The organism is Sorangium sp. So ce145, assembly GCF_051525985.1.
Lineage (GTDB): Bacteria > Myxococcota_A > Polyangia > Polyangiales > Polyangiaceae > Sorangium > Sorangium cellulosum_B.
The window spans coordinates 8,279,921-8,292,020 of sequence record NZ_CP150315.1; the positions used below are offsets into that span (position 1 = coordinate 8,279,921).

Below are 12,100 nucleotides of genomic sequence, written 5' to 3' on the forward strand. Positions count from 1 at the left end.
GAACGACGTCCGTGACGAACGCGATGGCTGCCGGTGCAGGAGCGCTCCACTTCCGTTTCCGGGTGGACGACGGCGACCCTCGTGACCGGCTCGACAAGCTCGTCGTCCACCTGCTCGACCGCGCCGGCCATGCGGCCTCCCGCGCGGCGGTGCAGCGGTGGATCGCCGCCGGTCGGGTCCTCGTCGACGGGGAGCCCGCGCGCGCGTCGGTGGCGGTGCGCGCAAGCGCGCTGGTCGAGGTCCGCCCCGAAGAGCCGTCGCCCTCGCCCACCGCGGCCGAGCCCGACGTGGTCATCCCGGTGGTGTACGAGGATGAGCACCTGCTCGTCATCGACAAACCTGCCGGGCTCGTCGTGCATCCGGCCCGCGGCCACGCGTCCGGCACGCTGGTCAACGGGCTGCTCGCCCTGCCCGGGTTCGCCCTGGCGCCCGCCGATCCGCGCGATCCCATGGGCCATGTCCGCCCGGGGATCGTGCACAGGCTCGACCGAGGGACGAGCGGCCTGCTCGTCGTGGCGAAGGACGAGCCCACCCGCGAGGCGCTGAAAGATCGGTTCGCCAGGCACGCGATCGAGCGCGAGTACGCCGCGATCGTCGCCGGCGAGGCGCGAGACGCCACCTACGACACGCTCCACGGCCGGCACCCGACCGACAGGCTCCGGTTCACGTCGTGGATCCGCGGCGGCGCCGGCGCGCCCGGATCACACGTCGCCGCGCCGCGCCGCGCCGTGACGCACGTCCGCGTGATCGAGAGGCTCGGCGACGCGGCGACCGTCGTCGCGTGCTCGCTCGAGACGGGCCGCACCCACCAGATCCGGGTGCACCTCGCCGAGCGCGGCAGGACACCCGTCCTCGGAGACCCCCTCTACGGCAAGCCGCCGAAGAAGCCGGCGGTACGGGCGATCGCGGAGGAGCTGGGCCGGCAAGCCCTCCACGCGCGCGTGCTCGGGTTCATCCACCCCGCCACGCAAAAGCCCGTCCGCTGGGAGAGCGCGCTGCCAGCGGACATGCGCAAGGCGCTCGACCAGCTGCGGGCGCTCGCTACCAGATCTTCGATTTGATGTGGCCCTTGGACTTGATGAGGATGTCGACGAGGGCGCGGTCGTAGAAGTTCTTCTGGTAGAGGTCCGGCGAGACGCGGCTCTTGTAGAGGGCGCGCCCTTCCTCGATCTCTTCGGACAAGACCGTGAAGAGGTCATCCTGCTGGATGCCCTGCACGATCTTCTCCTCGTTGTAGAGCGAGAGATCGCTCGCGATGGCGCGCGCGAGGCGGCGCGCCGCCTCTTCCGTTTCAATCAAGGGCATCCGTCTCTCCTCCAGGTTCGCCAGCCGGGGGCACGCGCTCCCGAGCCGACGGGGGCCTAGGATGCAGCAGCCCAGGCGGCGCTGTCAAAGTAGCTCGTCGTCCGACGACCCGCCCCCCCACCCGCGCGGCGGCGCGAGGGGCGCGGCGCGCATGTGGGGGGTCGCGCCGGGCGCGCCGGCGGCAGGCTACTCCGCTTCCTGGCGCGCCGCGGCGAGGGCGGCGAGCCCCGAGAGGAGCGGGAACGCGACCAGCGCGTAACGCCCGGCACCGAAGAACACGGCGTGCGTCGCCGCGGTCGCAGCGAGGACGGCGAGCGCGGCGCCTACGAGCACCGGCGCCCGGAGGAGCGCGCGGCCCTTGAGCAGCGCGAGGCCGAGGAGCGCGAGGTAGCCAACCCATGCATGGACGTGCAGCGCGGCGACGACCCCCAGCGCGAACAGCGCGAGCCGAGCGATGTCGAGCGCGCGCTGCGCGAGCGAGGGACGGCGAGCTGCGCCGGGCGCCTGCGCGGGCCTGCGCGCCGCCCACACGAGCGCGGCGAGGAGGACGACGCGCTCGAAGACGGTCTCGACGGCGCCGAGCGCGACCTTGTCGGCCTCGCTGAACGCCGACGAGTTCGAGGCGTGGAGGTACCACCCGGCCGCGCCGCAGTAGTCGAACGTCGCCGCGAGCTTCCTGGGCACGAGCCCGAGCCATTCGCCCGGGTGCTCCGCGATGTACCGGCGCGCCTCACGGCCGAAGCAGGCGTCCTTGCCGGCTTCGTCGAAGACCTCGCGGCACGCCTCGGGGACCTGGACCGGCGCCCAGGCGCCGGTGGACGCGGGATCCGCTCCGATGAGGAGATTCCATCCTCCGTTCACGCTCACCAGGGCGCACTGGTTCATCCGCAGGCAGTTGCGCGCGGTCCAGGGCGCGCAGACGAGGAGCGCCGCGATGACGGCCAGCAGGACGGGCGCCGCGCGCGCGGCCCGCGCGGCCAACGAGGGGAGGAGCCGGGGACCGCCCGCAGGCGGAGAGCCCGAGAGGGCGAGGCCGGCGAACAGGGGCGCGAGCAGGAGCGCCTGCGGGCGGACGAGGGTGGCGGCGCCGATGAGCAGCCCGATGACGGCGAACGGGGCCAGCGCGGGGCGGCGCTCGCGCGCCCTCGCGGACGCCCACGCCGCGCAGGCGACGAGCGAACCGGTGACGCCCTCGGTCATGAGCGCCGGGGTATACGCCACGAGCCCGGGGTGGAGGGCGACGAGCCCGCCGGAGAGCGCCGGAACGGCGCGCGACCGCGGCGCGGCGCGGGCCGCCAGGCGATGGACGGCGAGCGCCGCGAGCGCGCCGAGCACGGCGTTCAGCAGCATCGCGACCGCGGGGTGCGCGCCGAGCAGCGCGTACAGCGCGCCGAGCGCGCCCGGATAACCCACCGGGTAGTGCGCGGCGTACGTGACGACGCCGTCCGGCCATAGCCACGTGTAGCCGAGCCCCGCCGCGATCCGCTCGGCGATGCGCTGGTAGTACGCCCCGTCGGCGGTGGGCGGGAAGCGCCCGGCCGCCCAGACGACCATGGCGAGCCGCGCGGCGAGGGCGAGCGCGAAGATCGCGCCCGCGTCGCGCCGACGCGCGGCGACCGAGGCGCCGTCGCTCATGACGAGCGCGCGAGCGACAGCGGGAAGCGCGCAAGCAAGCCGGTGGCCCGCAGCGCAGCGACGACCTCGCACGCGGGCAGACCGACGACGTTCGAGTAGGAGCCGTCGATGCGCGCGACGGCGAAGGCGCCGATCCCCTGAATCGCGTAGGCGCCGGCCTTGTCGAGCCCCTCGCCGGTCGCCGCGTACGACGCCACCTCGCCGTCGTCGAGCTCGCGGAAGCGCACCCGCGTCACGACCGTCTCGGCGTGGAGCGCCTCGGCGAGGCCCGGGGCGGATGCCGTCGCGACGTCGGCCCGATCGCCGCCGGCGATCGCGAACCTCGTCCAGACCTGGTGCTCGCGGCCCGAGAGGGCGCGGAGCATGGCGCGCGCGTCGACCTCGTCCCGCGGCTTGCCGAGGATGGAGTCGCCGAGGAGGACCGACGTGTCGGCGACGAGGATCGCGCCCGCCCCGGCCGCCTGGCGCAGGCGCCGCGCCGCCGCGAGCTTCGCCAGGGTGACGCGCTCCAGGTAGGCAGCGGCGTCCTCGCCGGCGCGCCCCGCCTCGTCGACCTCGGCTGCCGCGACGCGGAGAGGCAGGCCAAGCGTGGTCAGGATCTCTCGCCGGCGCGGCGAGCCGGAGCCGAGCAGGAGCGGGTGTGAGTCGTCGATCATGGTCGTGCGGACGCCGGCGGCGCCGGCCCCGGCCGGGCGTGGTCCTAGCACGGCGCCAGCGCGACCGCGGAGCACGACGCAATCCGACCCAATCCGACGCAAACCCAGCCTCGGACGCCAGCGGATCGCGGCGCGTCGATTGCTCTTTTGACTCTCCCCCCGGCAGTAGTAGAGGGTCGGGCGCGATGCGCGCCAACCGGAGGGAGCCTGCACGATCGAGCCTCCCGCTGCTGGTGGCGTCCGGGGTCGTCACGGCGGCCCTCCTTCTTCCGGCGCCGGTGCGCGCGGACGAGTGCGCGCCCGCCAGCGGGCTGTCGGGCTGTATCGATGCCGACAACCTCTGGCCTCACGCAGGCGGCGGCCCTTTCTTCGCCGTGGGGAGCACAGGGACGGCTCCGAGCGCGAAGGCCTCGTTCGGCCTCGTGGCGAGCTACCTGTCGCGGCCAGTGGGCCTGCGCACCGACTCGCCCGACCCCGAGGGGACGGTCATCCATGCGCTGGACAACATGGTCGACGCGACCTTCCTGGCGTCGTTCGGGCTCACCGATCGCCTGGAGGTCACGGTCGCCGCTCCCGTCACCCTGTACCAGGACGGGGCAGGCTTCTCCGACGTCCTCGGCACCGGCACGGAGCTCCAGCGCAGCGTGATGCGCGACGCTCGCCTGGGCGCCGCGCTCGCGATCGTGCCGCCGGCCCAGCGTGGTCCGCTCGACGGCTTCTCGCTGGCAGCGCGCCTCGATCTGGGCGTGCCGACCGGCGACGGGTCGGTGTTCGCCAGCGCCGGGACGGTGACGCTCGCGCCGAGCGTCACCGCAGCGTACCGGCTCGGCAAGCTCCTGCTCGCGACCGAGGTCGGGGCCCGGCTCCGTGGCTCGAGCACGCTGATCGACACCGAGGTCGGCCCACAGCTCCTCGGCGCCCTCGGCGCCTCGGTCGACGTGCTCCCGGACCGCTGGCTCACGGCGTCCGCGGAGGCGTTCGCCCTCTACACGCTCGCCGAGCAGCCCGCCGGAGCCCCGGCGCTGGTGCCGGCGGAGTGGATCCTCTCGGCCACGAGCGCCCCGCTGCTCGCAGGCGACGTCTCGCTGTCCGCGGGCGGCGGCGGCGCCATCCCGTTCGCCTCCGGCGGCGCGCTCACCGCGCCGCGCTTCCGGTTCAGCCTGGGGCTCCGCTATGCGCCGACGGGGCGCGATGCAGACGCCGACGGCGTCCTCGATCGCGACGACGAGTGCCCGCTCGTCGCGGAGGATCGCGACGGCTTCCGGGACGGCGACGGATGCCCCGATCCCGACAACGACGGCGATCGGATCCCCGACGGTCGCGACAGGTGCCGGGACGAGCCCGAGACGATCGACGGCTTCCAGGACGGCGACGGCTGCCCGGACGCGGACGACGACAGCGACGGCGTCCCGGACGACGCCGACGCCTGCCGGAACGACGCCGAGGACCGCGACGGCTTCCAGGACAGCGACGGATGCCCCGATCCCGACAACGATGGCGACGGGATCCTGGATGCGCGCGACATGTGCCCCATGGGCGCGGAAGACGTCGACGGCTTCAAGGACGACGACGGATGCCCCGATCCCGACAACGACATCGACCAGGTCCCTGACGCCAGCGACCAGTGCCCGCTCGTCGCGGAAGATCGCGACGGCTTCCAGGACGACGACGGCTGCCCCGAGCGCGACAACGACGAGGACGGCGTGGCCGACGCGGCCGACGCGTGCCCCATGACCGCCGAGACGATCGACGGCACGAACGACGCCGACGGCTGCCCTGAGCCGGCCGGCAGGTCCTTGCCGCGGTGGTCCGGCGATCAGGTCGTCCTCGACGGCCTGGCCCGCTTCCCGGCGGCGAGCGCCCGCGTGCCGCCGGCCCTCGCGGCGCAGCTCGGCATGATCGCCCAGCTCATGCGCGGGCGCATGCCCCTCGACATCGTCATCGTGGAGGCCTACGCCGATCGTCAGGGCGATCAGTCCGCGCGCGCCCTCGAGCTCGCGGGCGCGCGCGCGAGCGCCGTCAAGGAGCTCCTTGCAACCGCGGGCTTGCCGGCGGACCGGATCACGGCCGCCGCTGGCGACCCATCAGCCAAGCGCGCGCCTGGCGCGCCCCAGATCGAGGTGACGGCGACCCGCGCTCGGCGCTCTGAAGGCGCTTCGGGTGCTCCGGGCGCAGCCCCCTCGACGACCGGAGAGAAGAAACAGAGATGAATGTCCTCGAGGCACGCCGTGCCCGCCATTTGATCATCCGCCTCGACCGGGGCGAGGAGCTCCCTGCAGCGCTGGTGCGCGCCCTTGATGAGGCCGAGGCGCGCGCCGGCTGGATCGAGGGGGTAGGCTCGCTGGAGAAGGCCGAAGTGGCGCTGTTCGATCAAGCCTCCCGCACCTACGCCAAGACGCGCGTCCTCGACGGCCCGTGCGACGTTGTGGCGCTCTCGGGGAACATCGCGCTCCAGCAGGGAGAGACCTCGCTTCGGCTGTCGGCCACGCTCGCCCGCGAGTCGGGCGTCGGCCTCCAGCTCGCCGCCGGCGAGCTCGTGTGGGCGCGCGTCTACGGGCTCGAGCTCCGCGTCACGGCGTTCGACGATCTGCCCCTGGTGCGGGTGTTCGACGATCGAACGGGCACGATGCAGCTCGCGACCCAGTCGTCCGCCATCCCCGCGCTCGCGGGCGAACCGCCCCGCCTGGCGCCTCCGGCGCACGCCCCGGAGCTGCCGCGCGCGACGCCCCCGGCGCTCGCCGTGGAGCCGCCTCGCGCGACGCCCCCGGCGCCCGCCATCGAGCCGCCGCGCGCGACGCCTCCGGCGCCCGCCGTGGAGCCGCCGCGCGCGGCCTCAACGGGCTCCGCGGAGCTCCCCGTCGCGCCGCTGCCGCAGCGCCCGGCCCGTCCTCGCCAGGAGGACGAGCCCTATCCGGAAGTGGGCGACAGCGTGACCCACTTTCACTTCGGCGACTGCACCGTGATCAGCTCGGATGGCGAGCGGATCCGCCTCCGCCAGGAGCGCGACGGCCGCGTGCGCGAGGTCTCGCTGACGATGCTCCGCATCGAGCCTCCCACCGTCGACGCGGCGACAGGCAGGAAGCAGTTCCGCCTCGCGCGGAAGAACTGAGAGCGACCGCGCCACCTCGGTCGAGAGGTGGCGGGCGGCGCCCGCGCGCTCAGAAGACGCGCTGGGCGATGTGGATCGAGTCCCCTGCCTGGAGCGGCACATCGGGGATCTTGTTGTCGATGATGTCCTCGACCGAGACGGTGGTGAACACCGTCTTGCCCTGAGACTTCCTGCGGATCGTGACCCGATCCTTGTCCGCGATGCTGTTGAACCCCCCCGCCATCGAGATGGCGCGGAGCAGCGTCATGCCGGGCTGGAGCGGCAGGGACCCGGGCTTCTGCACCTCGCCGAGCACCTCGACCCGCTTCGAGTTGTACTCCTTGATGCTCACGCTCACGCTGGGATCGGTGAGGACCTGCCCCTCCATGAGCTTCGCGCGCACGAGCTCCGCGACCTCCTGAGGCTCGAGGCCCGACACCTTGAGCCGCTTCACGTAGGGGAAGTCGACGGTGCCATCCGGCGCGACGGTGAACGTCGAGGGCAGCTTGTCTTCTCCGACGATGCGGAGCTCGAACACGTCGCCGACCCCGATGGTCGTCGCCTCCACCGGCGCAGGCAGGTTCGCTGGCTGGGGCGTTCGCGAGGAGCACGCGGCGAGCGCCAGCGCGAGCACGGCGGCGGTCCACCGGCCAGAGCGCCGCATCACATGAACCAGCGCACGCCCAGGTACGCCTCGAACTGCTGCCATCCGAGGTAGTTCGGCGTCGTCTCACCGAGAGGCGTCAGAGGTTTGCTGCTGATGTTGTTGCCGTAACGCAGCGTCGAGTTGATCCCCAGCGAGTCCCCTATCCGGTACTCGCCGAACAGAGACGCGTCCACGCGGACGTCTGTCCAGGGATTCGAAGACGTGGAGTTTGCGCCGTTCTCCGGAATCGCAGGATACACATGGGCCGCCACGCCGCCATCGGCGATCAGCAGGAAGCGTCCGCCGAAGAAGTAGGTGAGCTTCAGGTAACCGCGATCGCGCTCGTAGTAGGTCGAGAGAAAACTGTCGTGGAAATCGCGCGTGAAGCCGGCCGACAGCGACGACAGCGCGAGCGTCGCAGCCTCGGGATCGGCCGACGGGTTCGGCGTCAGGTACCACTTCAGCTCAAGCTGACCGATGACGCTGTCGAAGTCGTGCACCTCGGCCTGGGTGTCTGACGTGTAGAAGCTCGCGCCCCAGCCGGCCATCGCGAGGAGGCCAAACGACGATGTCACGAGACCGTTGATGCCGAGCTGGGCACGCAGCGGATGAGAGGAGAGCTGGGCGGCGGGGTTCGGGTAATTCACGAACCCGAGCGACGCGTCGTAGATGAGCGCGGTGCGGGGCAAGAAGCGCCAGCGACCCCGCGTCCGGATCGTGTGGTGCAAGTTCGTCAGGCTGTCGAACTCATCGACCTCGAAGAACGTGCCCAGAAAGCGATAGCCTAGACGCCAGTCGAGCAGCCCCCCGCCCGGCGTCCACACCAGCTCCGCTCCGGCGTCGGCGTGGACGCGCCGAAAGCTCTGGTTGGAAATCCCGAGATCCGAAGAGGCGATGGTCCGGCCGAGCGACGCATCGACGATCCCGGACCAGGGGCGCCGGGGCAGGATCGTCAGCTTGGCGTCGAGCAGACCGCCGATGTTCCGCTGATCCCTCAGCCGCTCCTGCCCGACCTCGCTGCCGGATACAGGGAAGAACTCTTCATAGGTCGCGGCGATGCCGGCGCGAAACTCGACGTCTGGCGGCGGCGCGTCGGGCGTCACCTCGTAGCGCTGCTGGCTCAGCGTCGAGAGAGAAAACGACGGCGTGATCCGGAGCCGCAACGACCCAACAGGCCCGCGATCATTGAGGCCTGCATAATCGTTTTCGTCTCGGCGGAAGAAGTTGGAGTCATAGCCGAACTCCGCAGCGACTCCGGGATGCAGCTCGAGATCGCCGGTGCGTATCCCGATGCCCTCGGTGTAGCGCCGATCCTTGAGCCACGGCTGATCCTGCGCCAGGGCCAACGCCGGGGACAGAGTGAGTGTGACTGCGGCAGCGGCTATGGTTTCACGAAGTTTCATCGCCTATTGGGCAGTGGCAATCCGAGAGAGGCGGTCGCCTACCGAAAACAGCTACTGCACGCAGGCGGCTCGATGATGATCTGGCTGACGGGATACTCGGAAGGATCGTCCTTGGGGAGGTTCGGATCGATCGTCGCCGTCACGGCGCTGTCGCCGATAAAGCCCGCTTCCTGTCCGATGCACTGGTTGGCCTCGGCCGTCAGCTGCTCGGTCCGCTGCCGCAGCACCGTCAGGATCGTGAACTCATGGTTGGAGAGATCGACGTCACGCCGATTCACGGCGAGCTCCAGGCCCTGCCGCCGCTCGCGGGCGGAGCGGATGGCGACATCGATCTGATTCAGCTTGTCGTCAAGACAGAGCGTCTTCACGACGTCGCGCTGCGACCGGGCCGTCTCCAGCTGGCGACGAACCGACGTGCGGGCGCCGTCCATCCGGGCGAGGTAGGTCTCGCTCTGCGCGAGCTGCTCTGCGGGCGAGAGCGTCACCTGACGCGCGAGGCCGGCGGAGGCGTCCGGCGGAGGCGCCGTCTGCGCCTGCGCAGCGGCGATCCCGTGGCCGACCACGACCGAGATCAGCGCCACTGCGGCGAAGCCAGGGATCTGTTCACGCTTCATCGAAGCCTCCGGAAGTCAGACCCGCGCAGTATAGGTGCGGGTAGACGTAATTGTCAAAACGCAATGAACATGCCGAGCAGCCAGCAGCGCGCGTCCATCGGGAGCTCCCGTACGGCGCTCTCTCCGTTCGATGCGCGACGCCAGCACGCCATTCACGTGCAAGCGAGGAGAGAGGATTGCGTCTTGTCCACGGACCCGGAAAGCATCGGGGGCTATTGGCTCACGAAAGTGACAGGAATCACAACCGTCGCGCCGCCGCCCTCAGGCGGCGCGAACTGCGCGCTCTGGACGCGCGCGACGACGCACGAGACCACCGTACCGGAGAGCCCGCCGCCGCCGGAGGGGGTCGCCGAGAGCACCTCGCCGTTGGGGCCGATCTTCGCGGTGATCCGGACCGACCCCTTCATGCTCGGGTCCTCTTGAAGACCTTTGTTGTAGCAACGACGGAAGCCGGCGGTCATCCCGGCCACGACGGAGGGCGCGTTCGAGACGCTCCCGCCGGAGACCGCGGCGCCGCCCACCTGGGCGTTGCCCACCGGGCCCTTGACCGTCTGTGCCGAGCCGGCCGTCGCAGGGCCGCTGGTCCCGGTGTTGCCAATCGTGGCGAGGCCACCACCGCCGGCCGCGCCAGGTCGCACAGTGCCACCCCCGGCGCCGCCCATGTTCAATCCCGCCACACCGCCCTTGCCGACGCCGGCCCCCGAGGCGGCCGCGTTTTCGAGCAAGCCGGTGGGCACGTCGCCCGAGCTCAGGACGCTGGCGGTCGCGTTCCCGCTCGAGTTGAGCGCGCCCAGCATCTGCATGTCGAGCTGCGCGAGCTCGTTGGTGAGCGCCGACGCGCGGGCGTCGCTCATCCCGCCAGAGCCCTTCCCCGGGCTGGCGGCCGCCGCCCCCTTGCTCCCTCCGCCAGCGGCCTTCGGCGCTTCGGCAGCAGGCGCCGCCGTCGCGGCCGGCGTCTCGGCGTCCTCCTTCGGCGGCAGCTCCACCGGCGGCGGGGGCAGCTGCTTCACGGACTCGAGCAGCTGCGCGACGTCGAGCTCATCGTCGACCACCGGGTCCATCCAGTCGGAGTAGATCGACCCCACGGCGCCGAAGTGGAACAGGAACGAGAACGCGGCGATGATCGTGGTCGTCCAGTCGATGTCGTTCGCGATCCCCGACCTCACCGAGACGGGCAGCTGCGGCTTGGGCTGCACCGGCGGCGGCGCGACGAACTGGAAGAGGAACGTCGTCTCCCCCACGACGAGCTTGCCGCGCGCTTCCTCGCTGAGCTGGACCTGGTAGGCCTGGACATTGCCGACCGCCACGCGCTTGGCCGATGACTTGAGCGCGGAGAGCTCGGAGACACCGGCCTTGAAGGCGACCCGACCGGTCATCCCGTCCAGGAAGTTGAGGAAGTACTCGCCCCCCACGAGCTCGAACACCCGGAAATTCGGCGGGATGCTCTTGCTCGGGATGACGAACATGCTCTTTTCGCTGGGGCCGATGGTGACGTGGGTGCGCTGCTTGATGACGCGCTCCTCGATCACCTTTCCCCCCTGAACCAGGCCGATCCTGAGGACCTTCGGGCCGGTCACCGGTGCGACCGCCCGCATGACCGCGGTCATCTGCCCGGGCTGCCCGGGGCGCGACGGGGTGGGGTGCGGGTGCTGCTGGGTCATTCCAAAGGGCTCCGGGAGAGGGGGGACGAAGCGGGCGCCGATCGCGATCGCGCGCGGCTTGCGGAGCCGCGCTCCGGGGCCCGGCAGGCCCCGGGCCCGGGTCCGCCAGCGACGCGCCGCGCAGCGGAGGGCACCATAATTTGCGAGGGTACACGGACAGCTCGGGGCGGTCCAGGAGAGCGCGCCGCGCTCACCGGGGCGCCCGGCGAGAGCGTCGAGGCGATCCGGAAGGGCGCCCGGAGCCCCCGGCGCCATCGACGTTACCGGCGCTGTCGGCCCTACCGGCGCTGTCGGCGTCATCGAGAGATTCCAGGGCGACCCGCACGAGCGCGTCGATCGCCTCGCGACCTCGCGCGGCAGCGGCGCGGCCGGCCCGCCCAGCGGCCGCGGACGCGATCGCGCCGGCGCCCCCCGCGCCCAGGACGAGCGCGATGACCGAGGGCCCGGCCTGCGCGAGGTACGAGAGCGTGGCGAGGAGCAGCGCGGCGAGCGCCGACAGGCGCGCCGCCGCGCGCGGCCACCCCGCGCCGGCGTCGAGCCGCTGCTCGATCTCGGCGAGGAGCTCGTTCGCCGCCGCGATCTTCGCGCGCGGGTCGGCGGCGGCCATGACCTCGAGCGCGAGGCGGCGCTCCCAGCTCTCCGGCGGCGACCGCCTCGCGAGCTCCGCCAGCCGCGCCTCGCCGGGCAGCGCGCGGAGCGAGCGCGCGAGCGACATCAGGTCGCCGCCGGTCGCGCGCGCGACCTGCGCGGGGTGCTTCCACGAGATCGCGGCGCAGGCGGCGCTCGACGCGATCGACAGCGCGCTCAAGAGCACGGCGACGGCGGACACACCGGCCGCCTAGAACGGCTCCTTGAAGATCGCCTGCTCGATGCGGTCCAGGAACGGCTGACGCAGCTCGGCGAGCGTGAGCTTCGGCTGGATCCGGCTGACGTCGACGGCCGCGATGGGCTTCTGGATGCGGCCCGTGATCGTCACCTCCGCGAGCGTGATGACCCCGCGCTGCTTGCCCTTCTCCTGCGCGCTCGCCGGCGCGCCGTGGCCGAGGATCGCGAGCAGGACCGAACCCAGCGCAAGTGCCTTGTACATGCTCA

The 12,100-nt window shown here is 72.0% G+C and carries 12 protein-coding genes; 3 read left to right on the forward strand and 9 right to left on the reverse strand.

Going from position 1 to position 12,100, the window contains the following annotated elements; genetic code table 11:
* Positions 1-23: 23 nt before the first annotated feature.
* Complete coding sequence (locus tag WMF34_RS30505; protein ID WP_437990000.1) at positions 24-1,061, forward strand: RluA family pseudouridine synthase; 1,038 nt, start codon at positions 24-26, stop codon at positions 1,059-1,061.
* Here WMF34_RS30505 and WMF34_RS30510 read toward each other — a convergent pair.
* The 3 genes from WMF34_RS30510 to WMF34_RS30520 all read right to left on the reverse strand — a co-directional run bounded on the left by WMF34_RS30510 (position 1,042) and on the right by WMF34_RS30520 (position 3,596).
* Positions 1,042-1,305 (reverse strand): hypothetical protein, encoded by a 264-nt coding sequence (locus WMF34_RS30510; RefSeq protein ID WP_012238561.1) that lies wholly within the window; start codon positions 1,303-1,305, stop codon positions 1,042-1,044. The two genes, WMF34_RS30505 and WMF34_RS30510, sit on opposite strands and share 20 nt — an antisense overlap.
* A gap of 186 nt (positions 1,306-1,491) precedes the next feature.
* Positions 1,492-2,940, reverse strand: coding sequence for a hypothetical protein (locus WMF34_RS30515; protein WP_437990001.1), 1,449 nt, complete (start codon positions 2,938-2,940; stop codon positions 1,492-1,494).
* Complete coding sequence (locus WMF34_RS30520; protein ID WP_437990002.1) at positions 2,937-3,596, reverse strand: Maf family protein; 660 nt, start codon at positions 3,594-3,596, stop codon at positions 2,937-2,939. Before WMF34_RS30520 ends, WMF34_RS30515 begins: the two co-directional genes overlap by 4 nt.
* A gap of 185 nt (positions 3,597-3,781) precedes the next feature.
* Here WMF34_RS30520 and WMF34_RS30525 point away from each other — a divergent pair, with 185 nt between their 5' ends.
* Positions 3,782-5,806 (forward strand): OmpA family protein, encoded by a 2,025-nt coding sequence (locus WMF34_RS30525; protein WP_437990003.1) that lies wholly within the window; start codon positions 3,782-3,784, stop codon positions 5,804-5,806.
* Positions 5,803-6,705, forward strand: coding sequence for a PPC domain-containing DNA-binding protein (locus WMF34_RS30530; protein ID WP_437990004.1), 903 nt, complete (start codon positions 5,803-5,805; stop codon positions 6,703-6,705). The genes WMF34_RS30525 and WMF34_RS30530 overlap by 4 nt, the downstream gene beginning before the upstream one ends.
* A 49-nt stretch (positions 6,706-6,754) precedes the next feature.
* Here the strand turns inward: WMF34_RS30530 and WMF34_RS30535 are convergent, their stop codons facing one another.
* The 6 genes from WMF34_RS30535 to WMF34_RS30560 form a co-directional block, all read right to left on the reverse strand.
* Entirely contained in the window at positions 6,755-7,348 is a 594-nt protein-coding gene (locus tag WMF34_RS30535; protein ID WP_044966164.1) for a polysaccharide biosynthesis/export family protein, read from the reverse strand.
* Positions 7,348-8,733 (reverse strand): hypothetical protein, encoded by a 1,386-nt coding sequence (locus tag WMF34_RS30540; protein WP_012238567.1) that lies wholly within the window; start codon positions 8,731-8,733, stop codon positions 7,348-7,350. The genes WMF34_RS30535 and WMF34_RS30540 overlap by 1 nt, the downstream gene beginning before the upstream one ends.
* A 38-nt stretch (positions 8,734-8,771) precedes the next feature.
* Positions 8,772-9,347: a hypothetical protein gene (locus WMF34_RS30545; protein WP_012238568.1), complete on the reverse strand. Its 576-nt coding sequence runs from the start codon at positions 9,345-9,347 to the stop codon at positions 8,772-8,774.
* A 212-nt stretch (positions 9,348-9,559) separates the two neighbouring features.
* Positions 9,560-11,008 carry an AgmX/PglI C-terminal domain-containing protein gene (locus WMF34_RS30550; protein ID WP_157907007.1) on the reverse strand — a complete coding sequence of 483 codons (1,449 nt, stop codon included), beginning with the start codon at positions 11,006-11,008 and terminating at the stop codon, positions 9,560-9,562.
* Positions 11,009-11,198: 190 nt separating this feature from the next.
* Positions 11,199-11,837, reverse strand: a complete 639-nt coding sequence (locus WMF34_RS30555; protein WP_012238570.1) for a hypothetical protein — start codon at positions 11,835-11,837, stop codon at positions 11,199-11,201.
* A 9-nt stretch (positions 11,838-11,846) separates the two neighbouring features.
* Entirely contained in the window at positions 11,847-12,095 is a 249-nt protein-coding gene (locus WMF34_RS30560; protein ID WP_012238571.1) for a hypothetical protein, read from the reverse strand.
* Positions 12,096-12,100 lie beyond the last annotated feature (5 nt).